General features: G+C 61.9%; 19 protein-coding genes. 4 read left to right on the top strand and 15 right to left on the bottom strand.

Annotated features, from left to right (window positions below):
- Nucleotides 1-23: 23 nt before the first annotated feature.
- From gsiC to LNV07_RS14385, 3 genes are read left to right on the top strand one after another with little or no spacing between them, the layout of a single operon-like run.
- On the top strand, nucleotides 24-944 hold the full coding sequence (gene gsiC, locus LNV07_RS14395; protein ID WP_263571856.1) for a glutathione ABC transporter permease GsiC: 921 nt from the start codon (nucleotides 24-26) through the stop codon (nucleotides 942-944).
- The gene (gene gsiD / locus LNV07_RS14390; RefSeq protein ID WP_263571855.1) at nucleotides 941-1813 is read left to right on the top strand and encodes a glutathione ABC transporter permease GsiD; all 873 of its coding nucleotides are present in this window, start codon (nucleotides 941-943) and stop codon (nucleotides 1811-1813) included. Before gsiC ends, gsiD begins: the two co-directional genes overlap by 4 nt.
- On the top strand, nucleotides 1813-2859 hold the full coding sequence (locus LNV07_RS14385) for a DmpA family aminopeptidase (RefSeq protein WP_263571854.1): 1047 nt from the start codon (nucleotides 1813-1815) through the stop codon (nucleotides 2857-2859). Before gsiD ends, LNV07_RS14385 begins: the two co-directional genes overlap by 1 nt.
- Before the next feature lies 1 nt (nucleotide 2860).
- Here the strand turns inward: LNV07_RS14385 and LNV07_RS14380 are convergent, their stop codons facing one another.
- The 6 genes from LNV07_RS14380 to LNV07_RS14355 all read right to left on the bottom strand — a co-directional run bounded on the left by LNV07_RS14380 (nucleotide 2861) and on the right by LNV07_RS14355 (nucleotide 10478).
- Entirely contained in the window at nucleotides 2861-3988 is a 1128-nt protein-coding gene (locus LNV07_RS14380; protein WP_263571853.1) for an acyl-CoA dehydrogenase family protein, read from the bottom strand.
- Nucleotides 3989-4000: 12 nt separating this feature from the next.
- The gene (locus LNV07_RS14375; RefSeq protein WP_263571852.1) at nucleotides 4001-5185 is read right to left on the bottom strand and encodes an acyl-CoA dehydrogenase family protein; all 1185 of its coding nucleotides are present in this window, start codon (nucleotides 5183-5185) and stop codon (nucleotides 4001-4003) included.
- Nucleotides 5186-5351: 166 nt separating this feature from the next.
- Nucleotides 5352-6233 (bottom strand): PEP-CTERM sorting domain-containing protein, encoded by an 882-nt coding sequence (locus LNV07_RS14370; protein ID WP_263571851.1) that lies wholly within the window; start codon nucleotides 6231-6233, stop codon nucleotides 5352-5354.
- A gap of 164 nt (nucleotides 6234-6397) precedes the next feature.
- Nucleotides 6398-9199: an XrtA/PEP-CTERM system TPR-repeat protein PrsT gene (gene prsT, locus LNV07_RS14365; RefSeq protein WP_263571850.1), complete on the bottom strand. Its 2802-nt coding sequence runs from the start codon at nucleotides 9197-9199 to the stop codon at nucleotides 6398-6400.
- 112 nt (nucleotides 9200-9311) lie between these two features.
- Nucleotides 9312-9977 (bottom strand): retropepsin-like aspartic protease family protein, encoded by a 666-nt coding sequence (locus LNV07_RS14360; RefSeq protein ID WP_263571849.1) that lies wholly within the window; start codon nucleotides 9975-9977, stop codon nucleotides 9312-9314.
- A gap of 6 nt (nucleotides 9978-9983) precedes the next feature.
- Nucleotides 9984-10478 (bottom strand): YajQ family cyclic di-GMP-binding protein, encoded by a 495-nt coding sequence (locus LNV07_RS14355; protein ID WP_263556562.1) that lies wholly within the window; start codon nucleotides 10476-10478, stop codon nucleotides 9984-9986.
- 124 nt (nucleotides 10479-10602) lie between these two features.
- On the opposite strand from LNV07_RS14355, the gene murB reads away from it, so the two are divergent.
- Nucleotides 10603-11631: a UDP-N-acetylmuramate dehydrogenase gene (gene murB / locus LNV07_RS14350; protein ID WP_263572072.1), complete on the top strand. Its 1029-nt coding sequence runs from the start codon at nucleotides 10603-10605 to the stop codon at nucleotides 11629-11631.
- Here murB and LNV07_RS14345 read toward each other — a convergent pair.
- The 9 genes from LNV07_RS14345 to LNV07_RS14305 form a co-directional block, all read right to left on the bottom strand.
- Nucleotides 11628-13883: an ATP-binding protein gene (locus tag LNV07_RS14345; RefSeq protein ID WP_263571848.1), complete on the bottom strand. Its 2256-nt coding sequence runs from the start codon at nucleotides 13881-13883 to the stop codon at nucleotides 11628-11630. The two genes, murB and LNV07_RS14345, sit on opposite strands and share 4 nt — an antisense overlap.
- Nucleotides 13884-13895: 12 nt before the next feature.
- A complete protein-coding gene (locus tag LNV07_RS14340) occupies nucleotides 13896-14408 on the bottom strand; it encodes a putative pterin-binding protein (protein WP_318013728.1) in 513 nt (170 codons plus the stop codon).
- Entirely contained in the window at nucleotides 14405-15766 is a 1362-nt protein-coding gene (argG, locus tag LNV07_RS14335) for an argininosuccinate synthase (protein WP_263571847.1), read from the bottom strand. Before argG ends, LNV07_RS14340 begins: the two co-directional genes overlap by 4 nt.
- Nucleotides 15767-15855: 89 nt before the next feature.
- Nucleotides 15856-16242, bottom strand: coding sequence for a type 2 periplasmic-binding domain-containing protein (locus tag LNV07_RS14330; RefSeq protein WP_263571846.1), 387 nt, complete (start codon nucleotides 16240-16242; stop codon nucleotides 15856-15858).
- A 70-nt stretch (nucleotides 16243-16312) separates the two neighbouring features.
- On the bottom strand, nucleotides 16313-17572 hold the full coding sequence (locus LNV07_RS14325; protein WP_263571845.1) for a hypothetical protein: 1260 nt from the start codon (nucleotides 17570-17572) through the stop codon (nucleotides 16313-16315).
- Complete coding sequence (locus LNV07_RS14320) at nucleotides 17569-20964, bottom strand: PAS domain S-box protein (RefSeq protein WP_263571844.1); 3396 nt, start codon at nucleotides 20962-20964, stop codon at nucleotides 17569-17571. The genes LNV07_RS14325 and LNV07_RS14320 overlap by 4 nt, the downstream gene beginning before the upstream one ends.
- A gap of 116 nt (nucleotides 20965-21080) precedes the next feature.
- Complete coding sequence (locus LNV07_RS14315; RefSeq protein WP_263571843.1) at nucleotides 21081-21938, bottom strand: DUF924 family protein; 858 nt, start codon at nucleotides 21936-21938, stop codon at nucleotides 21081-21083.
- The gene (locus LNV07_RS14310; RefSeq protein ID WP_263571842.1) at nucleotides 21935-24013 is read right to left on the bottom strand and encodes a prolyl oligopeptidase family serine peptidase; all 2079 of its coding nucleotides are present in this window, start codon (nucleotides 24011-24013) and stop codon (nucleotides 21935-21937) included. The genes LNV07_RS14315 and LNV07_RS14310 overlap by 4 nt, the downstream gene beginning before the upstream one ends.
- Nucleotides 24014-24104: 91 nt before the next feature.
- Nucleotides 24105-24665 carry a YaeQ family protein gene (locus LNV07_RS14305; RefSeq protein ID WP_263571841.1) on the bottom strand — a complete coding sequence of 187 codons (561 nt, stop codon included), beginning with the start codon at nucleotides 24663-24665 and terminating at the stop codon, nucleotides 24105-24107.
- Between the last annotated feature and the right edge of the window lie 125 nt (nucleotides 24666-24790).

The following is a 24790-nucleotide window of genomic DNA, read 5'->3' as shown; positions in this document are numbered from 1 at the left end:
CATTAGCAGGCGCGCGACTCTTCATGTTCCAGTACGTTCTCAAGCGGCTATTGGGCCTGCTTCCCACGCTCCTGATCGTGGCGGTGTTCGTGTTCTTCTTCGTCCACCTGCTGCCCGGCGACCCCGCTCGGCTGGCGGCCGGCGCCGAGGCCGACCCGCAGACGGTTGAGTTGGTGCGCCGCGACCTGGGCCTGGATAAGCCCATGCACGAGCAGTTTTGGCGCTTTGTTTCGGGCGCTCTGCGCGGCGACTTCGGTCATTCGATTCGCACCAAGCGGCCGGTTGCGGATGAAATCGCCGATCGCTTCCCCTACACGCTCAAGCTGACGCTGGCCGCGATGGTCTGGTCGGTCTTGCTGGGGCTGGCGATAGGAGTGGTGGCAGCGGTCAAACGCAATCGCTGGCCCGACCGTTTGGGCATGACGCTGGCGATCTCGGGTATCTCCTTTCCTTCCTTCGCCTTGGGCTTGCTGTTGATGATGGTGTTCTCGGTCGGCCTGGGTTGGTTGCCGACGGTGGGTGCAGACACTTGGCGGCATTACGTGCTGCCGTCCTTGACGCTGGGGGCGGGCGTGGCGGCGGTGATGGCGCGCTTCACGCGCTCCTCCTTTGTCGACATCCTGCATGAGGACTACATTCGCACCGCTCGTGCCAAGGGTGTGTCCGAGACCAACGTGGTGCTCAAGCATGGCCTGCGCAATGCGCTGATTCCGGTCGTCACGATGATGGGCTTGCAGTTCGGCTTCTTGCTCGGGGGCTCGATCGTGGTGGAGAAGGTCTTCAACTGGCCCGGCATGGGGCGCTTGCTGGTGGATGCCGTCGAGATGCGCGATTACCCGGTCATTCAGGCCGAGGTACTGCTGTTCTCCTTGCAATTCATCCTGATCAATTTGATTGTTGATGTGCTGTACGGCGTCATCAATCCAACGATTCGCTACAAATGAGTGATCTTCCTTCCAAGGTGCGCACGCCGGCGGCCGAGTTCTGGCGCAAGTTCAAGCAGCAAAAGGTCGGCATGGCGGCCTTGGTTTTTGTTTTCTTGCTGGTGTTGGCGGCCCTGGCCGCACCCTGGTTTGTGCCCTATGACGCCGAGAACTTCTTCGACTACGACCGCATCAACGCCTTGCCTTCGGCCGAGCATTGGTTAGGCGTCGATGCCTTGGGGCGCGATATCTTCAGCCGCATCATGATGGGCGCGCGGGTGTCGCTGACGGCCGGCTTGGTGTCGGTCGCGGTGGGCTCTTTGATCGGCACCACGGCCGGTTTGCTGGCCGGCTATTACGAGGGCTGGTGGGAGCGCATCATCATGCGCATTTGCGATGTCTTGTTCGCCTTCCCCGGCATCTTGCTGGCCATCGGCATCGTCGCCATTCTGGGCGGCGGCATGCTCAATGTGGTCATCGCGGTGGCGGTGTTTTCGATCCCGACCTTCGCGCGCCTGGTCCGCGGCAACACGCTGGCCTTGAAGCACCTGACTTATATCGAAGCGGCGCGCAGCATAGGTGCGTCCGATTGGACCATCATCACGCGCCATATCCTGCCCGGCACGGTGTCCACGGTGGTGGTGTTCTTCACCATGCGCATAGGCACTTCCATCATCACGGCGGCCAGCCTGAGCTTTCTGGGCATGGGCGCACAACCGCCGACGCCGGAGTGGGGCGCGATGTTGAACGAGGCGCGCAGCGATATGGTCAATGCGCCGCATATTGCGCTGATCCCCAGCATCGCGATCTTCTTGACCGTGCTGGCCTTCAATCTGCTTGGCGACGGCCTGCGTGATGCACTAGACCCCAAACTGGACGGAGCCCGCTGATGAGCCAGCCGTTTGACTTTCCCCGCATTGGTGTGCTGCCCGGTGGTCCGTTGGACAGCTTGGCCGATGTGGCCGGGGTTACGGTGGGCCATCACACGCTGGCCGCTGGCGCGGTGCAGACCGGAGTCACCGTCATCAGACCGCATGACGGCGATCTGTTCCTGAATAAGCTGCCGGCCGGTCTGGCCGTGCTGAATGGTTTTGGCAAGAGCATGGGGCTGCTGCAGATGCAGGAGCTGGGGCAATTGGAGACGGCGATCGTGTTGGGCAGCACCATGGCGGTGGGCACGCTGGCGACCGCCTTGACGCGGGAGGCGATCGCCCGCCACCCGCAGATTGGCCGTGACTGGCCGACCGTCAACCCCTTGGTTTTGGAATGCAATGACGGCTATCTGAACGACGCGCAGGCCTTTGCCGTGCAGGCCTCGGATATGACGCTGGCCCTGGCCAGCACCGACGCGGACTTTGCGCAGGGCAGCGTCGGAGCAGGGCGGGGCATGAGTGCCTTCGGCCTGAAGGGCGGCATCGGTTCGGCCTCACGGCAAGTAGAGGGTTATCTGGTCGCAGCCCTGGTGTTGGCCAACTTCGGCCGCCCCGAGGCCTTGACGATTCGGGGGCGTTGCATCGGGCCCTTGCTGCAACAGCGGCTGCGCGATGCGGACAAGACGGCCGGGCCGGAGAAGGGCTCCATCATCCTGATCCTGGCGACCGATGCGCCGCTGGACGCCAGGCAGCTGAGCCGATTGGCGCGCCGGGCCGGCGCCGGTCTGGCGCGTACCGGCTCCGACTATGGCCATGGCAGCGGCGATATCGCCTTGGCTTTCTCCACCGCTTACAAGTTACCGCACAGCGCCAGGGTGCCGATGCCCGCGATCGCCATGCTGCATGAGGCAAGACTTGACCCTTTGTTCCAAGCCGGCGCCGAGGCCTGCGAGCAGGCGATCGTGAAGGCCTTGTTCGCGGCGAGCACGGTGGAAGGGCGCGATGGCCGCCGCCGCGTCGGCTTGAGTGAGTTGGCGCCGGACTGGCGCGAACTGCTGAGTTAACTCAAACGAACACGCCGGCCTTCTCCGTCATGCGGGCACTGACCTCGCCGAGTTGATGCAGACTGTCGCCGAACTGCATCTCCATCACGGTCAGACGCTTGAAGTAATGGCTGGAGATGTATTCATCGGTGACGCCGATGCCGCCATGCAGTTGCGTGCATTGCTGGCCGACAAAACGCATGGACTGGCCCAGTTGCAGCTTGGCCTGCGCCAAGGCGCGGCGCCTCGCGGCCGGCTCCTCGCCCAGTTTCAAACTGGCAAAGTAGCTCATCGAGCGGGCCAACTCCAGCTGCATTTTGACGTCGGCGATGCGGTGGCGCAGCGCCTGAAAACTGCTGATCGCGACACCGAATTGCTTGCGCTGATTCATATAGTCGGCGGTGACGGACAGCAACTTTTCCATCGCGCCGACGCCCTCGGCGCAAAGCGCCGCGATGCCGACATCGACCGCCAATTCCAGTACGGCCAGACCACGCTCTGGGCCGACCAAAAGCGTGGCTGGCGTATCGTTCAGGCTCAGGTCGCCCGCCCTTGAGCCGTCTTGCAGGCTGTAGGGGTGGAGGCGGACGCCGGCCGCTTGGCGCTCGACCAAGTAAAGCGCGATACCGTCGGCGGCTTTGACATCGCCGCGCACGCGCGCCGGCACGATGAAGGCATCGGCTTGGTCGACCGCCGCCACCAGGTTCTTGGTGCCGCTGAGCTTGCCGTCCACGGCGCTTGTGCCGACATGGCTCAGGCAGTAACGCGCGCCGCGCTCTTGCTGGGCCAGCACGATCAAGGCCTCGCCGCCGGCTATTCTGGGCAACCATTGGGCTTGTATCGCCTCGGGGGCGTGGCCGAGCAAGGTGGGAGCGATCAAGCCGGCTTGTGCGAACGGCTCCATCACGAGGCCGCGGCCCAACTCTTCCATCACCACCATCGCATCGACGCTGCCCAAACCCATGCCGCCATGGGCTTCGGGCACGGCCAGCCCCAACAAGCCCAGGCCTGCCATCCCGTCCCAGGCCTCTCGCGAAAAGCCTCCCGCTCGCACGATGTTTTGGCGCTGCGAAAAATCATAGTCTTTGGCTACCCAGCGGCGCACCGCGTCGCGCAAGGACTCTTGGTCATCGGTGAAATCGAAGTCCATGCTGCTAAGCCTTTAGCTCAAGACCGTCTGCGCGACGATATTGCGTTGCACCTCGTTCGAGCCACCGTAAATGGTGGTCTTGCGGGTGTTGAAATAATGGCTGGCCAAGGGCGCGCAATAGGCGGCGCCAACATGGTCACCTTGCCAGCCAGCCTCCATCGCCTCAAAGATATAGGGCAGGCTGAAAGGGCCTGCGGCCAGCATCATCAACTCCGTATAGCGCTGCTGAATCTCGCTGCCACGAATCTTGAGCAGGCCCGCCACGTCAAGCGATTGCTTGCCACTCTTCTCGGCGGACAGCACGCGCAGCACCATCATTTCCAGCGCGATGATGTCGACTTCTAACAGTGCGATCTGGTCCCGAAAGCGCGCGTCGCCGTCCAGCAAGCCTTCGGCCTTGGCGATGCGCTTGAGCCGCTCCAACTCCCGCTTGGCGCGGTTCACGTCGGCGATATTGCTGCGTTCATGGGCCAGCAAATACTTGGCATAGGTCCAGCCCTTGTTTTCCTCTCCGATCAGGTTGTCGGCCGGCACCTCGACATTGTCAAAGAACACCTCGTTCACCTCATGCTCGCCGTCCAGCATGATGATGGGCCGCACGGTCACGCCGGGCGACTGCATATCGATCAGCAGGAAGGAGATGCCGGTTTGCGGCTTGCCGGAGGAGTCGGTGCGCACCAGGCAAAAGATCCAGTCGCCGTATTGACCCAGCGTGGTCCAGGTCTTTTGGCCGTTGACGAGGAAGCCGCCGTCCGCTTGCCGCTCGGCCTTGCATTTGACCGAGGCCAGGTCCGACCCTGAGCCCGGCTCGCTATAGCCCTGACTCCACCAGACCTCGCCACTCGCGATGCCGGGCAAAAATCGTTGCTGCTGCTCGAGCGTACCGAAGGCCATGATCACCGGGGCCACCATCACCGGGCCGAAGGGAGCGATGCGCGGCGCACCGGCCAACGCGCATTCTTCCTCGAACAGATGGCGTTGCACGGCGTTCCAGCCAGGGCCACCAAACTGCTTGGGCCAAGCCCAGCCCAGCCAACCCTGCGCGCCCAGGATCTTGGCCCAGCGCTGCATATCGCGCTTGTCCAGCCGTTGCGCCTGATGCACCTTGGCGCTGATGTCCTGGGGCAGATGTTCGGCCACCCATTGCCGAATTTCGGCGCGGAACGCCATTTCTTCTGCCGTGAAGTTCAAGTCCATGCTGATTTGCCCGCCTTGTTCTGAACATTGCTACAGGGCGAGGTTTTAGCACGAACGTTCTATTTTTCTTTGTCTCGGCAGCGACAAGCGAGTGGTCGCCGCAGAAAAACGAAAAGCGGCCTCAAGGGCCGCTTTCGTTGCGTCAAAACCGACGACCGGTTCTGCTTTAAACCTGCTTGGCCTTGCTCTGGCGGCGGGTGTAGACCACGCCGAACAGGGCCAAACCAGCGAGAGCAAGGGAGCCTGGCTCTGGGACGGAAGAACCTACGGCAGTTGCTCTCATTACCACTTGACCACCTGGAGTACCCGCATCTGGGCTGTAGACGGTGTAGTTGTACTTGGTCACTCCAAGAGTTCCCCAGTTATTGGTGTTTAATGCGGTCAGGTAGACGTCTAGTTGCGTTTTGAAAGCGGCGTCGCCATCAGTCGTCATTAGATCCAAGCCACTTACTGTTGACGACGCTGAGCTGTACTTGGAGGCGGCATTGCTGTTTCCATCTCCTTCAATCTCCCAAATAGCAAACTGAAAAGCCGCTGACTTTGTCTTAGAACCGAGGCTGTCTGCATAGGCGTGCTCGTAGAGGTTCTTCAAGTCAGTCAGAACCCGAAGCTTAGTTGTCGTGTTGTCGTCATAGAAGTCTTTGACGCCACTAGCTTGATAATTTGCACCCCCGAATACATTGGTATAACCGTTACCGTTGATGAAGTTGGCTAAATCAGTCGTGGTAAAGGTGTCGGGATTCTGCGAGGTATTGAGCGGGTCAAGACAATACACCCAAAAACTATTGGGGCTGGGAGTCGTACTGCTTCCCGCGTTCACTTCCCACGCACCGAGCGACGACCCTTTTTTGTCGACTGATCCAAAACGGATGTCGTGGCTTTCTATCTTATTGGCGCCAGTGCTGGTCAACATGTCCGCACGAACAGCTGTTGATGCCAGCGCAAATACGACTACACACAAAGTTCCGGTGATTTGACTAGCGGTCTTGATCATCTGAGCGGTCTTCATCATGGTTTTTGCCTTGTATTCGGGAATTCTGAGCTTCATGTTCTTGACCCCGATCCTAACGATTTGAGCGCGGCGGGCAATCCCGCGAATCGGGGGGTAAGGCTGCCAATTTGCTCGGGCAGGACGAACTTTAGTAGCTTCTTGGCCCGGCTTGACCGGCATGCGCGGCGGCAGCGTACCGTTTGCACGTTTCTGCGACCGTTTTAGAGTCCCAGCTCCTTTTTGAGCTTCTCCAACTCCGCGCTCGGCCGCACCTTGTTGGGAACGGTGGACGCTGCAGCCAACTCATCCTTGGCTTCGACCTTGCGGCCGGACTTGGCTAAGGCATAGGCCAGATGAAAGCGAATGTCGCCCGAGTTGGGGTTGCGCAGGCGTGCCTCACGCAAGTGCCGCAGGCCGGCGTCGACATTGCCGCGCTGAACCAATATCCAGCCGAGGTTGTCGGTCGCCTCGGCATTGCCCGGCGCGAACTTGACGGCCTTCTCGGCCGCGTCAACGGCGGCCGGGTCACCCAGGCGCTGCAACAGCGCGGCGTAGTTGATCAGGGTGGCCGGGTCATTGGGTTCCAGCGCCAAGACCTGCACAAAGCTCTTGCGGGCGGCATCGGTTTTGCCCGCTTGCAACTGCACCTGCGCCAGCGCCTTCAGCGCATTGCGATCCTTGGGATTCTTTTTGGCCCAGGCATCCAGATCGCCTAGCGCCTTGTCGATGTCACCACCGGCGATTTGCGCCTGCGTGATCAGGATCGCGTTGGCGGTGCTGGGTTCCTTCGCCATCACGGCCCGGTAGCCGGTCAACGCCGCCGGGAATTGCCCGCGCGACATCGCCACATGGGCAGCGGTCATCAGGGCCGTGACGGATCCGGGGTGCGCCGCGCTGAGCGCCTTCAGCGCCGCATCGACCCGGGCGGCATCACCGCGCCTGGCTTCGACTTCGACCTGCAGACCCAAAGCATCCAGATGATTCGGCTGTGCCTGCAAGGCTTTTTGCACGTTGTAGGCCGCGCCGTCTATGCCTCCTGCCATCAAGTTCATGCGGCCAATTTGCACCTGCTGCGCCGGGTTAAATTCGGCGATGCGGGTGGCGGCCTGGAGCGTGAGGCGCGCGTTATTGGCGTCACCGGCCGCCATGTACAGGCGGCTCAGCGCTAACTGGGGCGCCAGCAAGTTGGAGTACTTCACCGACAAGGCCTTGGCGGTGCTGAGTGCCTTGTCATTTTGGGCTTGGCCGGCCAGCAACTCGATCATCAATAGACCGGCGCGGGGATCGGTGCGCTGCAATTCATCGGATTTTTGCAGATGAGCCATCGCTTCGGCCGGCCGCTTGGCGCGCAACTCCAATACGCCCAATTGGAACAAGACATCGGGGTCATCCTTGGCCCCCACCACCATCTTGCTCAGGCGGCTACGGGCCTCGTCGAAGCGCAACTCCTCCATGTCCAGCCAACTTAGGTTGATGGCCGCCGGCCTGAAGTTGGGGTCCTTGACGAGAATTTTCTGAAAGGCCTCGCGGGCGCCGCGCTTGTCGCCGGTGCGGCCCTTGATATTGCCCAGGAAATTGAGCATGGTCAGGTTTTCAGGATCCTTGCTGATGATGCTTTGCGCGGTCTGCAAGGCCTTGGCGTTATTGCCCTGGGCCAAGTAGGTCATCGTCAACTGAACGCCGGCGCGGGCGTCGCCGGGCTTGGCGGCGAAGGCTTTCTCAAGATTGGCCATGCCGGCCTTGTCTTGCCCCAGGCTGAGTTGGCTAAAGCCCAGTTCGCGCACCGCCGAGCTTGTGCCTGACTTGGCGACGGCCTTCTCAAACAACTCGCTGGCCAGTTGATAGCGCTTGCGGGCCATTTGCAGCGAGCCCATCAAATACATCACCTGCGGGTCATCGGGCTTGGCGCGCAAGGCGGTCTCCAGCAGCGGTGCGGCGCGGTTGTAATCACGCTTGTCGATATAGACGCCGGCCAGCAGCACCAAGGCGCTGTAATGTTTGCTGTTCGAGGTCAGCAGGGTCTCCAGATAAAACTGCGCTTTTTCCGCATTGCCGAGCGTGCGGTGCGACAAAGCACCCGCCATCAGCAAGGGCTCATTGCCGGCAATGACTTCGGGCGGAAGCGCATCGACCAAGCCGACCGCTGCGCCAAAAGCGGTTTTGGCTGCGGCATCGTCTCCCTTGCGGCTGGCCAGCAAGCCGGTCAAGTAGTAGGCGCGAGGATCTTCCTGCTTTTGCTCGACCAGCAGCGCCAAATCCTTTTCGGCCTCTTTTTCCCGCCCCAGTCCGATCAGGAGCGAGGCGTGGGCGATGCGCGAATCAACCTGTTTCGGATTGATGGCCAAGGCCTTTTCTTGTGCTGCCAGGGCACCCTTGACGTCTTGCAGCGCATGCAGGATCACGCCCTGTGTATACCAAGCGGCGGCATTGCTGGGCGCCAGTTCAACCGCCTTGGCGGCCATTGCGCGTGCCTTGTCGGCTTCACCCATGCGCAAGAGCAGGGGCGCCTCGGCAATCAGTGGCGTGGCCGAATTGGGGTTTTGTTGTTTGGCCTCGGCAAAGCTCTTGCTGGCCATGGCCATATTGCCTTGCATCGCGTAGGCGGAGCCGCGTAGCGTCAAGATGTCGACATGAATGGACTGCGGCATGCCGGTCAGCGTCAACTCATCCAGCAGCTTCTTGCGCTCACCCAGTTGCAAATAGAGTTGGCCCAGCGGCACGGCGACCTCGCTGCGATTGACGCCTTGTTTCAGCGCTTCCTCGAAGGCCGCCTCGGCGCCTTTCAGTTCACCGTTCTTGAGCAAGACCTTGCCAAGCAGCAGATGCGCGGCCAGCATTTTCTGGTCCTGCTGAATTGTGTTCTTGAGTTGAATGGTGGCGCCTTCCAGGTCGCCCTTCTCGTAGCGCTGCAAGGCATCTTCATAGAACTTGGCCGCCTTGTCGGGCGTGGCCTGGGCCAGCGACAGCAGTGCCGCCAGCAGCAGGCCTAGGACTTGCGGGCGACGTTTTTGGCTTTGAGTCATGGTTTTCTTTGAGCGCATCCGGCCAGTATCGTAAAACGCTGGACCTTCTTGAGTTTCAAAGCGCTGTTTCGGGTGAGTTTTTTCATGGCCGGGGCTGTTTTTTAAGCCGGTTTCAATAGCGCAAATCCAGCGTCAGCACGTCGTTATGTCTTTGCATCTGGAAACGGGTCAAGAAACTATTGCCGAGCAGTACATGGCTCATCTGCCCGGGGATCACGATGGCCTCGACATTGCGGACCTCGACGTCGCCGATCCGTACCGTGTTCAGCGCCATCATGTGGGCCGGCACGACGCCATTGGCGGTTTGCGTCAAGACGCGGCGGCCGGCCAAAAAGTTAAGTCCCAACCGTTCGGCCTCGGTCTGACTGATCGATATGGCGGTGGCACCGGTGTCGATCAGAAATTGTGTGGTCTGGCCGTTGATGGTGCCGGAGCTGGTGAAATGACCACCGGAGCCGGCGCTCAAAACGATCTTGCGGCCGGCGTTTGGTGCCGGGCCGGCATCGCCGACGCGCCCGGGTGATGCGCCCATCACGAGAATTTGTCGGCGGCTACCCAGTTCGATTTCGGCCTGACTGCCTTCAACCGACAGCAGGCGCACGCCTCGCACGGTGGCGCCCACCGCCACCGTATAGGGCTCGCCGTCTATCAGCAGCAAGGCGGCCTTGGCTCCCAGGCTGCCATTGAAGCCGACAACCGGACCGCCGCCTTGAGCGCAAGCCGCCGTGGCCAGCAGGCCTGCGCTCAATGCTGCCGAAAGGCGCGCGCTCAGGCTCATCCGGCTTCAGTCGCGGAAGTTGTCGTAGCTCAGCGGCACGTCCGCGAATTCCTTCTTCAGCAAGGCGATGCCAACCTGCAGGTCGTCGCGGTTTTTGCCGGTGATGCGCACGGTGTCGCCCTGGATCGAGGCCTGCACCTTGAGCTTGGCGTCCTTGACCGCCGCAACGATCTTCTTGGCCAGCACGGATTCGATGCCGTTCTTGATCTTGTAGACCCGGCGAACCTTGTCGCCGCCGAGCTTTTCGATCTTTTCCTGCTTGTCCAGGAAGCTGATGACAACGCCTTGCTTGATCAGCTTGGCGTAGAACACGGCTTCGATCTGTTCGAGTTGGAAGTCGCTGTCGCCGGTGGCGTGGATTTCCTTTTCTTTTTCCTTCAAGACGACTTCGGCGCTGGTGCCCTTGAAGTCGAAGCGGGTGGCGATCTCTTTGGCGCTGGTGTCAACGCCATTCTTGATCTTGGCCATATCGGGTTCGAGGGTGGTGTCAAAACTTGGCATGTTTATTTATCGCTTAGTGGCTAGTGAGCAGAGGATAGCTCGATTGATCTGGGAAAATTCTGCCATGCAGGATCAAGCTGTAAATCCCCCGAATGAGTCCGACGCTAAAACGGTCGCTGCCGCGCTGCCGATTGAAGTGGACGTCAACCTGAAGCCCTACAACAGCTTCGGCTTGCCCGCGACCGCCCATAGGCTGGTGCGCATCCGCTCGGCGGCCGATGTGCGCCGCGTCGTTGATCATCCGAAATTAGGCCGTGCGCCAAAGTTTGTGCTTGGCGGCGGCAGCAATATCGTGTTGACCAAGGACGTCGATGCGCTGGTGCTGAAGATGGAAATACCGGGCATTCGCCTGCTGGAAGAAAGGGCGGACGCCTGGATTATCGAGGCAGGCGCGGGTGTGCCTTGGCATCAATTGGTGCAATGGAGCCTCGATGAGGGGTTTCCGGGTCTGGAAAACCTGGCCCTGATCCCCGGCACGGTCGGTGCGGCGCCGGTGCAGAACATCGGCGCCTATGGGATGGAGATCAAGGACCGGCTGGACAGCGTCGCCGTGATTGACCTGGTGACCGGACGCAGCGTGCTGCTGCCGGCCTCGGTGTGCAAGTTTGGCTACCGGGACAGTGTGTTCAAACAGACCGGTTTTGGCGGCCTGAGCGGCAAGAGCGTGATCACCCATGTGCGGTTGCGCTGCCCCAAGCCTTGGCGGCCGGTGCTGGGCTATCTGGAGCTGGAGCGCAAGATGGCCGAAACGGCGACGCCCCAACCAACGGCGCGACAGATTTTCGACTGGATCTGCGAGATTCGCCGCGCCAAGCTGCCCGACCCGGCCGTGATCGGCAATGCCGGCAGCTTCTTCAAGAACCCGCTGGTCAGCGCGGAGCAATGCCGGGACATCATCGGGCGTGACCCGCACATCGTCCATTACCCGATGCCCGACGGCAGCATCAAACTGGCGGCCGGCTGGATGATCGATGCCTGCGGTTGGAAGGGCAAGGCGGTGGGCGGGGCGGCAGTCTACGAGCGCCAGGCCTTGGTGCTGGTCAACCGGGGCGAGGCGCGCGGTGCGGAAGTGGTGACGCTGGCGCGGGCGATTCAAGAAAGCGTCTACGGGCGCTTCGGCATCCGCCTCGAGACCGAGCCGCTGTTGTTTTAAAGCAGGCCTTGTTCGGCGCAGACGGCTTCGCTGCGCTGCATCGCCTGCAGCAGCGCTTGTGTGAGCGGCAACAAATCGGCCCACGCGATCTCGGCTTCTTTGCCCTCATGCAAGGCCTGCCGTGCACTCAATTCCAGGGCCAGAGCCGGTTGCTGAACCAAGGCTAGGCCCAAATTGGCGGCCGCTCCTTTGACGCTGTGTGCGGCTGCTTGCAGCGCCGCGTTGTCGCGTAAATTGTCGGCCTGCTTCAGCGCCTGACGGGTCTGGGTGAGGCTGCTGATATAGGTCGCGTAGAGCTTGCGTACGGTGGCCTCGGGCAGATTCTGGCGCAGCTCGTTCAGCGCCGCATGATCGAATTCGGCCTCGTCGTTTGAGGGGGGCGGCGCGACGGTCTGGCCGCCCAATACTTGAGCCAAGACCTCGATGCTGACCGGCTTGGACAGAAAGCCATCCATGCCGACCTGTAGCGCCCGGGCACGCGACTCGGCGAAGGCGTCGGCAGACAAGGCGATGATCTTGATGGCCGACTTCGGTGCGGGCAGGGCGCGAATCGCACGGGTGGCTTGATAGCCGTCCATCAGCGGCGTGTGCAAATCCATCAAGACCAGATCGAAGTCATCACCTTGTTGCAAACGATGCAAGGCCTCCAAGCCGTTATTGCAAAACACCGCCCGGTGCCCCAGGCGCTCCAGCACGGCTTGCAGATAGGCTTGGTTGGTCGGGTGATCTTCGGAGACCAGGATGTGCAGGTTTTTGTTGAGCTTGTGTTCGGGCAAGGCCGGCGGCACCACGGTCGGTGCCGGGCATTCGGCCAAATTCAGCTCCAGGCTAAAGGTCGAGCCCCGCCCCGGGCGACTTTCCACCTTGATATCGCCGCCCATTGCGCGAGCCAGATTGCGCGAAATCTCCAGGCCCAAGCCACTGCCTCCAAAACGCCGCGAGCTCGAATCATCGCCCTGGCTGAAGCGCTGGAACAGCTTGCCAATGGTGGCGGCGTCCATGCCGATGCCGGTGTCGCTGACTTGAAAGCGAAGGCTGCCCCGTTCACCCGTCTCTTCCATGCGGCTTAGACGGAGGGAAACCTGACCCCCTTGCGTGAACTTGATCGCATTGCTGATCAGATTGAGCAAAATCTGCCGCAACCGGGTGGGGTCGACGCTGACCCAGTTCGGCAAGTCTGGCTCAATGCAAAGCTCGAACTCAAGTCCGCGCGCGGCGGCTTGGGAGCGGCTCAATTGCGCCACTTCGGTCAGCAAACCGCGCAACTGCACCGCTTCCGCGCTGATGCTGATGCCGCCGGCCTCCATCTTGGAGATGTCCAGAATATCGTTCAGTACCGTCAGCAAATGTTGGCTGGAGTCGTTGGCCGCCTTCAACTGATTTTGTTGTTCGGGGCTTAGGCGCGTGCCTTTGAGCAGGTCCAGCATGCCCAGCAAACCATGCATGGGCGTGCGCAACTCATGGCTCATATTGGCCAGAAACAGGCTCTTGGCTCGGCTGCCGGCCTCGGCCGCATGCTGCGCCTCTAGCAATTGGGCGGCCTGAACTTTCTGGTCGCGGGCATTACGCAAGAGGCTTCTGAATTGATGCACCACCAACACGATCAAACCCAGCGTTAGTGCGCATTGCAACAGCGTCAGCCACAGGCTCAGTCGCGCCTGATGGTGGACCATATCGCCGCGCTCGGCGGCCTGCTGCGAGACCTGGTGCGAGGCACTCAGCGACAGATCATGAATGGCTTCGGCCAATCCGGCCATATGAGACAAAACTTCATTGGCGCGGTCCGGGCTGTGCGCCATCAAGTCTGCCGTCAGTGGCAGTTTGTCGGCCCACTGCACAAAGCCGCGAATTTGCGAAAGTGTCTGGCGGTAGCTCGAGTCGCGTTGCAATAAACGGGTGGCTTGATCGTCTTCAACCAGTCCCAGTCGGCTGACAAAAATCTCGAAGCGCTTTTCTACCTGCGCCGCCGCCGCGCTAGCGCCGGAATCGCCCTGCGTCGCATCGGCGCGAATTTGATAAAGCGACTGGCGCAATTTGAGAAAGTCGACCTCGAACTGAAACAAGCTCCAGACCACATAGTCGTCCTGGTAGCGCTGCGCGGAACTGATCAACTCGAACTGACGTGTTTGCAGCCAAGCCACCGCGCCAAAGGTCAGCACCAGCACACTGCATAAGCCGGCCAAGAACAGGCGCAATCGGCGCCGCTGGCTGCCCGGAATGCTGGGCGCGGCTGAAGGGAGGCTGGCGCTCATGGCATGGTCACATTACTTGATCAGCAAGGATTTCAACTGCCAGGCAGAGCGGCTGTAGAACACGCTATTGCGCAGTTCCTCGGCGGTGTCGAAGGGGTAGATGATGAAGAGCGGGCCCTTGTCTCGCAAGGCCATGGGCTTGTCGTCCAGCAAACGCGCCAAGATGACATTCCGTTGCTGCGCGTCAGCGCGAGGAATCGTGACCTTGTAGTCGTTCACGGCCATCGCCTCTATGAGCTTGCCCTGGGCTCCAACAGCCGCCGCTGCCAGCACATCTCTCAGCAGCGGACCGGTGAATTTGTGGGCCACCGGATACCAAGGCGTCTTGGTCGTGAAGCTGTGCTGGGGCAGGGCCGCCAACATCGCCATATCAAACTGCGCCTCGCCTTTCATGCCGACGCCGCTGATCGTGAGCACCACGGCCCCGCTGGGCCCATCCAGCGCCCAGCTTGGTACGGCCGCGAACCAAGCCGCCGCCGCGCAAAGCAGGCGGCGTGAGCAGGCTTGACGGAGCAGCCCGGTCAAGGCTTGCCGGCCGGCTTGTCGTCGGCCTTGCCTTGCAACTGCGGCAGGCTGTTGGCCGTGGCCGGCGACAGCAGGCCGACCTTGGCATAGGTCATCAGTTTTTCGCGCGTATCGACGATGTCGAGATTGCGCATGGTCAGCTGGCCGATCCGGTCCAGCGGCGAGAACGGTGCGTCCTCGACCTTTTCCATGCTCAGGCGTTCGGGCTTGTAGGTCAGGTTGGCGCTGCGGGTGTCGAGCAGCGAGTAATCATTGCCGCGGCGCAGCTCGATGCTGACCTCGCCGGTGATGGCGCGCGCCACCCAGCGCTGCGCGCTCTCGCGCAGCATGATGGCTTGTGGGTCGAACCAGCGGCCCTGGTAAAGCAGGCGGCCGAGCTTCATGCCGTTCATCCGGTACTGCTCGATCGTGTCCTCGTTGTGGATGCCGGTCAGCAGGCGCTCGTAGGCGATGTGCAGCAGCGCCAAGCCGGGGGCCTCGTAGATGCCGCGGCTCTTGGCTTCGATGATGCGGTTCTCGATCTGGTCGCTCATGCCCAGGCCATGGCGGCCGCCGATGCGGTTGGCTTCCAGCAGCAACTCGACCGGATCGGCGAACTCGACGCCGTTCAGCGCCACCGGCTGGCCTTCGTCGAAGCGCACCGTCACCTGCTCGGCCTTGACCACCACATCGTCGCGCCAGAAGGCCACGCCCATGATGGGGTTGACGATCTTGATGCCGCTGCTCAAGAACTCCAGGTCCTTGGCCTCGTGCGTCGCGCCCAACATATTCGAGTCGGTCGAATAGGCTTTTTCGGCCGACATCTTGTAGCCGAAGCCGGCCGCCGTCATGAAGGCCGACATCTCGGCGCGGCCGCCCAGCTCGTCGATGAATTGCTGATCCAGCCAGGGCTTGTAAATCTTCAGCGCCGGGTTGGTCAGCAGGCCGTAGCGGTAGAAGCGCTCGATGTCATTGCCCTTGAAGGTCGAACCGTCGCCCCAGATGTTGACGTCATCGGCCTGCATCGCGGCCACCAGCATGGTGCCGGTAACGGCGCGGCCCAGCGGCGTGGTGTTGAAGTAGGTGACGCCGGCGGTGCTGATGTGGAAGGCGCCGCTTTGCAGCGCGGCAATGCCTTCATGGGCGAGCTGCGCACGGCAATCCACCAAGACCGCCTTCTCGGCACCGTACTGCATCGCCTTGCGTGGGATTTCGTCGTAATCGGGCTCGTCGGGCTGGCCCAGATTGGCGGTGTAGGCATAGGGAATCGCGCCCTTGTTGCGCATCCAATGCAGCGCGGCGCTGGTGTCCAGGCCGCCGGAGAAAGCGATACCGACCTTCTGGCCGACGGGGATGTTCTGAAGAATGGTGGAGGACATGGGCTAGGGGCTTGAGGCTATCGGGGAAGGGGCGCACAGGCGCAAGCGTTCTATTTTCTGTCAAATTTGAAATCGGCTGATTTTGCCGCTCAGTACTGCGCCAATATGCGGACCGAATCATCCAGCGAACTCCGCTGGATATAGCCGATCGCTCCGGCGTTTTCGGCCACCAGCTTTTTGACCTCGGCATCGCTCGCCAGCACGCGCGGCGCTTGTGCCCTGCCGGTGAACATGATGCGCGACCAATAGGCCTTGATCTGAGCGCTGTCGCGATTGGCCACCGCCTTGTAGAACTGCCGGCGCGAGCCGCTGTCTTCGGGCAGGTCGATCGGAATCAAGACCGGCGAGCCGGGCAGGGTGTCGGTCTTGCCTAAAAACAGGTTGGCAATTTGATCGGGCCTCGGGTTCCCGATCGCAATGCTGGGGTGAACGATCACCACCACTTGCCCCGAGGACTGGGCCTGTGCGAGGCTCATGATGCCGCTCAAAGCGAGCCAACCGGCGCAGCGTAGAAGAGTGGCTCTAAGGGAATGCATCGCCTGCGCCTCAGAACACAAAATCAAGGTTCAGACCCAGCACATGAAACTGCTGGCCCTGTTTTGGGGAATCGAGTGGATTGAGATTGATCAGATAGCTGGCGCCGGCGGGGCTGTCGACGGTGATGCGATCCCATTGCAGCTTCAAGGCCATATTGGCCCTGAAGTCCCAGCGCAGCCCCAGCGAGACACTGTGTTGTGCCTGGGTGTTTTGTGCCGCGAACGTGTTCATGCCGGCATTGATGGCCGGGCTCGTGAAGCCCGTGACGATGCGGGCTGCTGCCGTCCGCCGTTTGGCGTAAATCCCGTAAGGCATCAGCGAGCCCAAGCGCCAGCCACCCATCGCATAGAAAGCATCGGTATCCGGCACGATCGAGCGCTCGCCCAAGCCCCAGCGTATCCAGGTGTATTCGGCTTGAAGCAGGAATTCACCGGGGTCGTAGACGGCCCCAAGGCCGGTAAAGGTGACGCGTTTATTCAGCAGGCTCAACTCGTCGGCCAGGGTCGGGTTCTCCGCCGTGGCGCGTGTGAACAGGGGCAGGATGCTGTTGGACTCATAGTCGCTGATGCCGCGGTTGTGCACCAGCCTGAACATCAGCGCATTGCTCTCGTACATGGCATCAACAGAGATCAGGTGATTGAATTTGCCTTTGTCCTCGGCCGAATGGGGGTCTTTGGAGGCTCCCGCATAGTTGGCCACGCCGTAGCCCATTTGCAAGGTCACACTCGCATCGCCAACGCTGCGGCGGTGGCGCAGTTGCAGGCCGTCGGAATGGGTCACGATAGACTGCAGATGGACCTCGACCGGCGCCCGCGCGAACGGGTTGGCATAGCCGATCAGCCGATAGTCGGAGGCCAGGAAAAATGGGTGCGGCATGCGCCCGGCGCGCAGCGAGTTGTTGCGATCAAAGTTGTACTGCAAATTGAGCATTTCCAGCGCTGGCCGGTAGTTGTTCAGATGCGTATACCTGACCATCAACTGCGCCACGCCTTCGAGTTGCTCGGAGAAGCCGTAATTGGCTTGCGCGGCCAACCGGCTGTCGGGCTTGGCGCTGAGCTGCTGGCTGCGCCCCGCGCCAAGCGGCACATCGCCGAAAGTGCCCTTGAAATCGCCCTGCTCGCTGTCCATCCGGGTCAGGGCCAGGGTGCCGAAGCCGCTGAGCTTCAAGCCCTCCTGGACTTGGGCCCGCAAGGGTGGCGCGGCGGCGAGCAGCGCGCATGCCAGCAGCAGGCCGGCTTGGGGGCGGTAGAAACATCCACTGTGCTTCATTGAATTTGCGCTTCTTGCTTCACGGTGGCCTGCAACGGCAGGTCAAGGGTGATGATTGTGCCTCGGCCGAGCTGGCTGTTGACGCTGACCTGGCCGCCCAGCAATCCGTTCACCAGGCTGTAGACAATGTGCATGCCCAGCCCCGATCCTCCTTGGCCCAGCTTGGTCGTGAAGAAGGGGTCAAAGACCTTGGAGAGATGTTCCGGCGCAATGCCGCGCCCCTTGTCCTCCACCGTCAAGCGCATATGCGTCAGGTCGAGCAAGGCCGCGCCGATATGTATGCAGGCATCGGCATAGCGCTCGCCATTGTTTTCGAAGCCATGCAGCACCGCGTTGTTGACCAGATTCATCAGCACCTGGCCCAGGGGGCCGGGGTAGCTGTGCATCTCGATCCCGCTGGACACCTCATTGCTCAGGGCTACCTGGGCTTTGCGCAAGGTCGGCTGCAGCGTCATGGCGATCTCGTCCACCAATTCCCGCAGATCGAAGGGACGCCGCTGGTAGCTGGATTGGTCAACCGCCACCTGCTTGAAATTGTTGACCAATTCGGCCGCCCGCCGCAGGCTGCGCAACAGCATATCGGCCGCCTGCTTGGAGTCAGAAACAAATTCGTCCAGCGTCGAGCGGCGCAGGCCATTGCTCATGGCGGTGTCGAACTCGATCTGGCGCTCATGCAAGGTGCTGGCCATCATCAAGGCGTTGCCGATCGGCGTGTTCAACTCATGCGCGACGCCGGCCACCATCGAACCCAGGCTGGCCAGTTTTTCCGAGCGCACCAACTCCTGCTGCGCTTGTTGCAGCGAGTCCAGGGCGCGGGCCAGTTCCTGTGTACGCTGCTCGACGCGGGTCTCCAGCGAGGCGTTGAGTTGCAGCACCTGCCGCTCGGCGCGTTTGCGTTCGGCGATATCCCGAGCAATGAACCAGTAGCCGACCGCTTGGCCGCGCTCGTCTTTCTCCAGGTAGACCCGCAACTCGACCGGCAGCAAATGCCCGTCGTAGTGGATGTACTCTTTTTCGTACAGCTCTGAGTGCCCCAGCGGGCGCACCTGATACTCCAGAATCGAGCGCTCCATCTGCCGCCAGCGCTCGGGTGACAGTTGCTCATGGGGCATGCCGGCCAATTCGCTTTCGGTATAGCCCAGCATCCGTTGCAGCGCTTCGTTGGTCTCGGTCAGCCGGCCCTCGCTGTCCATGGTGGCAAAGCCATCGATCATGGTGCTGTGCAGGCGTCGGTAGCGCGCCTCGCTATTGCGCAGCGCTTGCAGTGCGGCACGGCTTTCGGTGATGTCTTGTTGCACCATCACCTGCAGCCTGGTGCCGGCAACCGTGATCAGCCGCGCCGAGATCCGGCACAGCAGTCGGCTGCCATCACTACGCAGGCATTCGGCCTCGACCCCGTCGACCGACCCGTCGGCGCGCACCTGGGCCAGCATCTGCTCGCGTTGCTGCGGGTCGGCCCAGAGTTTCAGTTCGATGCCGGTGCGCCCGATCGCCAATGCCAGGCGATGGCCGAATTGAGCTTGCCAGGCCTCATTGGCCGTCAGGATGGTGTAGTTCTTGTCGACATCGGAGATCACCACGGCCACCGGGGTTGCTGCCATCAAGGCCTGCAACTTGTTCTCGCTCTCGCGCAAGACCTGTTCGGCCATCATGCGATCGGTCAGGTCCAGATAGCAACTCAGGACCATCCGTTTGCCTTGACTGGCCAGCATCCGGCCCGAGACCTCGCAGCGGCGCAGTTGCCCATCGGCGCGACGCAAATCCACTTGTAAGCCTTCAACGGACTCATCCGCCCGCAAGCGGTCAATGAACGCCGCATGCAACTTCAGGTCTGGCCATAGCCCAAGCAGGCTGCCGCTCTGACTTTCGGCCTGCTCTTTGCTGTAGGCAAAGGTGCGGTACCAGGCTTCGTTCCAATGGGACTGCAGCGGCCCGTCGCCCATCGGCGAATAGGCCATCGGGACGGGTGCGGATTGGAAGATGGTCATGAAGCTCTGTTCGCTCTGGCGCAGCCGCTCCTCGCTTTGCTTGAGCGCAGATATGTCCGACATCACCGACAGGGCCACAGCTTCCCCGTTCAGCTTGATCATTCGGCTGCTCAACAGACCCCAGTAACTGCCGGTTTGATCGTGACGCTGGACCTGTACGGTCACGCCATCGAGCCGCCCGCAGTCCCTCAACTCTTGCGCCAGAGCCAGCCGTTGCTCGGCTTCTTCGGGGCTGGCGGCGGGGCGGCGGACTTTTCCCAGCAATTCAGCCCGCGGCACGCCAAAAGCATGTTCGGCCGCGGGGTTGAGGTCGAGTACCAAATCGTCGCTGATGCGGGTCAGGATAATGGGGTGCGGGAACGCTTGAAAAATCAGCCGAAAGCGCTGCTCGGCAGCCGCCAGGCTCTCGACCATCTGGTTGAAAGATCCGGCCAGTTCGGCCAACTCATCGTTGCCCTCGACCTGGGCTTTTACGCCCGCCTCCCCGTTGCGCAATTGAGCTTGAGCGCTACCGAGTTGGGTCAGCGGGCGCATCAGCCAGCGATACAGCAACAAGCCGCCCGAGGCCGCGACGGCCAGCGACAGCGCCAGCAGCAGCAGCGCCTGCTGCCGGGTCGCACGGCCGACCGCAAGCAGCTCATCTTCCGCTTGCGTGATGACCAAGCGCCACCCCTCCTCGGCCAAGGAGCTTTGCCAGACGCGCACCGGTTTGCCATCCCTGCTGAGCCGCAGCAGGTCTGTCATTGGCGCGTCATCTTTGAGCGCAGCAGCCAGGGCCCGCTGTTCTTCAGGGATATTGCTCCAGGAGCCGGCCAAGGGGCGGCCCATGCGGTCCAGAATCAAGGCGGGCTTGCCGACGAGCCCTTGGGTGTCGTTGGCAACCGACAACATGGGCTGCAAGGAGAAAGCCGCCACCACCAGGCGCATGGCGGAATCTGCGGCCTTGGGCACCGGCATCACATGCAACAGCAGCGGCTCACCCAGCGCCTCGGTGATCAATATCTTGCCTTCGGCCAAGGGTGGCTGGAGCCAGGGCTGCAAGATTTGCTGGTTCAGTCGTTGGGAGTTGCCCAGTCCGGCTACCAGGATCCGGCCGTCGCCTCTCACCAGCGCCAAGGCCTGGATTTCGCCGAGGCGGCGGTTCCAGCGCAGCAGCATTTCATTTGCCGCCGGCATTCCCGGCGTTTGCAATTCGGCGCTTTCGACCAGCAATTGCAGCATCGCCGCCTGATCAAGCATGCGGCGCGAGAGCTCGAAGGCCCGAACATCGACGAGAGCTTGGGCCTGTAACTCGTTGGCCTCGGCCTGCTCTTGCGCCTTCTGCGTCAGCAAGATCATGCCCAGCAGGCCGCCCATCAGTACCGGCCCGATCACGACCGTCAGCATCTTGGGCAGAAGTCTCATGCAGCTCTCGTCCTAACTCATCGCGCAAATGGGTTTCACTCTAGCAGTTCTTGCGGCGCTGAGGCGCTGGCAGGCTGCAGCTTCAGCTGCTCAGTGAAGCGTCACGTGGCTCGCGATCAAAAACCCGCGCCCGGTTGGGCGAGGTAGGCCAATTCCTCGGCGCTCGATGCGCGGCCCAGCAAGGCATTGCGGTGCGGGTAGCGGCCGAAAAGCACAATCACCTCGCGGTGCTTTTTTGCGTAGTCAAGCGCGGCGGCCAAGCGTGCATCTTGCTGCGCCAAGCGCGTGAATTCGGCCACCGAGCGGTCTTGCATTGCCAGGCTCTCGGCATGTTCCAGCGGCATCAAGGCGAACCAGCGCTGCAGGGGCTCCAGCGTTGGCAGCAACTCGCTGTCCAGCAGGGCCAGCGTGTCTTGCAAGGCCAGTCCGTCGCCGGCAAAAGATCTGGCCTCGCCCCGGTAGACATTGCGGGTAAATTGGTCCAGCAGCAGGATGCGGGCCAATCTTGCTAGCGCCGACTCGCTCCAGGCCGGCAAGCGGCCGGCCAAAGCCTCCTCGATCAAGGCGCCAAAGCGCTGCTTGATCTCGGCATCGGTGGCCTCGCTCTTTTGAAACCACAGCGGCCTGATCTGCCCATCCTCGGCGCTGCCCAGTGGGCCAAACCAATAGTTCATCACTTGCTGGGCGGCCGGGGCCAGGGTCAGGCGTTGCCAGCGCGGATAACGCTTGATATGCGCGGCCACGTAGCTGCAGGCAGGCACGACTTGCAAACCGAGAGGCGCCGCCCATTGCAGGGCGTGCTCGACCAAGCGGCCGGCCAGACCGCGACCCCGCAGCGCCGGCGCGGTGCCGGTGTGGGTGAAGATCAGCCGATCGCCTTGCCTCTGATAGTCCAACTCCAGGCCATGGCCGTCGACGCTGGCGCTGAAGCGGCCTTGGATAGCGTCATGCTGAATGGCCAAGTCTTCGCTCATTTTTGCTGCCGTCCCAGTTGCTGCCAAAGATAGCTGTATTCGAGCGCTTGCAAGGTCGCACGTTGCTCGTTATCGGCCGCGCCGCCATGGCCGCCTTCGATGTTCTCGAAGTAAAGCAGATCATGGCCCTGCGATTCCATCCGCGCGGCCATCTTGCGGGCGTGACCGGGGTGGACACGGTCATCCCGGGTCGAGGTGGTGAACAGCACCTTCGGGTATTTGACGCCGGCCTTGACGTTTTGATAGGGGCTGTATTTGGAGATGAAGGCCCATTCATCGGCGCGGTCCGGGTCGCCGTACTCGGCCATCCAGGAGGCCCCGGCCAATAACTGGTGATAGCGGCGCATATCGAGCAGTGGCACCTGGCAGACAACCGCATTGAACAGCTCCGGACGCTGCACAAAAGTGGCGCCGACCAAGAGCCCGCCGTTGCTGCCGCCCATGATGCCCAAATGATGCGGGCTGCTGATCTTGCGCTTGATCAGGTCTTCGGCCACGGCGATGAAGTCGTCATAGCTGCGCTGTTTGTTGGCCTTGACGGCGGCTTGATGCCAGGCCGGCCCGAACTCGCCGCCGCCGCGGATATTGGCCAGCACCAAGACGCCGCCGCGGCCATACCAGGCGCGCCCGAAGCCGGCAGAGTACCAAGGCTGCAGCGAGGACTCGAAGCCGCCGTAGCCATAGAGCAGCGTGGGGTTCTGGCCATCGGCCTTGGCGCCCGCCGGCCAGACGACGAAGTAGGGCACCTGCGTGCCATCGGCGCTGCGGGCAAAGAACTGCTCCGCCTTCATGCCCTCGGCCGGAAATTGCGGCGTGCGGCTTTTCAGCACCTGGCGCTGGTCGCTGCCGGCCTGCGCCAGGAACAAGGCATCCGGGGTCAAAAAGTCCGTGTAGTTGAGCAGGTAGCGGTCGGCCAAATCGTCCTGCTTCAGTTCGCTGTCGTAGAGGCTGGCCAAGTGCAGCGTGCCGGGGAAGGGCGCTTTGATCAGCCGGTGGGTCGGTTTGGCCTTCTCGAAGCTCCATTCCTCCAGGCGGCTGGCCACGTTGTCGCTGATGTTCAGGATGACATGCGAGCGCGTCAGCGTGTAACCGGCCAGCGAGCGGGTTCGGGTCGGGCTGAACAAGACCTGGAACTTGCGTTTTCCCTTCAAAAATCCGGCGGCGTCGCTCAGCAGCAAGGAGCCGGCGGCAAAGGTCTGGCCGCCGACCTGCCAATCGCTGCGCGGCTGCAAGAGCAGGCGTGCGCCCCAGAATTGCTGCTGCATATCGCTGGGCAGATCGAGTTTGACCAGCTTGCCGGCTTGCAGCAGAAAGCTCTGCTGGTTGTAGAAATCGAGCGCCCGGCTGAAGGTGGTCCGCGCAAAGCCCGGCGTGTGGTCGACGTGAACCGACACCGCCACGTCCTTGGCCTCGCCTTCGAACACCATGGTTGCCTCGGCCAGCGGCTGGCCGCGTTGCCAGCGTTTGATCACGCGTGGGTAGCCGGAGTCGGTCATCGAGCCGGGGCCAAAGTCGCTGCCGACATAAATAGCGTCGGCAGCTATCCATTCCACCTCACTCTTGGCCTCGGGCAGGCTGAAACCGCCTTCGACGAAGCGCTTGGCCTGGGTGTCGAACTCCCTCACCACACTGGCATCGGCGCCGCCGCGAGACAGCGACAACAGGCACAAACGGTAATCCGGCGCCAGGCATTTGGCGCCGCCAAAGACCCAGTTCTCGCCCTCGGCCTGACCCAGCGCATCGAGGTCGAGCACGGTTTCCCATGCGGGCGCCGGTTTTGCGTATTCGCTCAAACTGGTGCGGCGCCAAAGGCCGCGCTTGTGCGCCTCGTCTTGCCAGAGGTTGTAGAGCCAGGTCCCAAAGCGCTGCACCTGCGGAATGCGGTCGCTGGCATTCAGCACCTCAAGAAAGTCTTGGCGCAGGCCCGCGTATTCGCTGCGCGCCTGCAACTGTTTGAGGGTACTTGCATTGCGCCCGCGCACCCACTCCAGGGCGCGCTCGCCCTGCACCTCTTCCAGCCAGAGAAAGGGGTCTTCGGACGGCTTGGCTTGATCTGGGGCTTGGGCGTTTGACATCAGGCTGCACAGAAGGAGGAGGCTGCTCAGGCCAAGCAGGCCTAAGCGACGGATTGCTGGAGTCAAGACGATGCCTTCTTTCTATTTGTCGTTATTCGCTCGCCAACTTCAAGGCGATCGGTGTGATTTCCAGCGAGTCGGCCGAGCTGGAGACATAGATGCCGCCGTCTTGCACCGTCACTTGCAACTGCATGCTGCGCTGCGCGAACTTGGCCAAAGCCAGCGATTGCTCGGACGGTATTTGCCACACCGACAGCCGCGGCGCACGCGTCAGCTTGGCCTCGATGCCGGCCCACCAAATGGCGGTGCTGTAGGAATAGCCGTAGACGCTGACATGCTCGGCGCGGCCATGCGCCTTGAGCAGGCGGCGGTCATCGGGCTGGCCCAGATCGATCCAGTGCAGGATATGGCCGGTCAGATCGCGCTGCCACAACTCGGGCTCGTCCACATCGGTCAGCCCTTTGCTGAGTTCCAGCTTGCCGCGCATCTCGTCGGCCGGCACATTGAGTGCGAAGGCCAGGATGCGGATCATCATGCGCTCGTCGGTTTCCGAGGGCTGGCGGGCAATCGTCAGGTTGTGCTCGCCGTAGACATGGCGGTCCATGTCGGCGACTTGCAACTGGGCTTTGTGGATGGTGGCTTTAAGTGCCATGTCGGATTCGGGCTCGGGTAAGGGGGCGGGACGGTGGTGAGTCGGTCCTGCAAAGCGGGCGATTATCGGCCAGCCAAGGCGGCGGCCTCGGCCGAGTCGGTGCATGGGGGACAATCCGGCCATTC

The sequence above is a fragment of the Roseateles oligotrophus genome, from assembly GCF_025717515.1.
Lineage (GTDB): Bacteria > Pseudomonadota > Gammaproteobacteria > Burkholderiales > Burkholderiaceae_C > Paucibacter_A > Paucibacter_A oligotrophus.
This window is presented reverse-complemented; position numbering and strand designations above follow the sequence as displayed.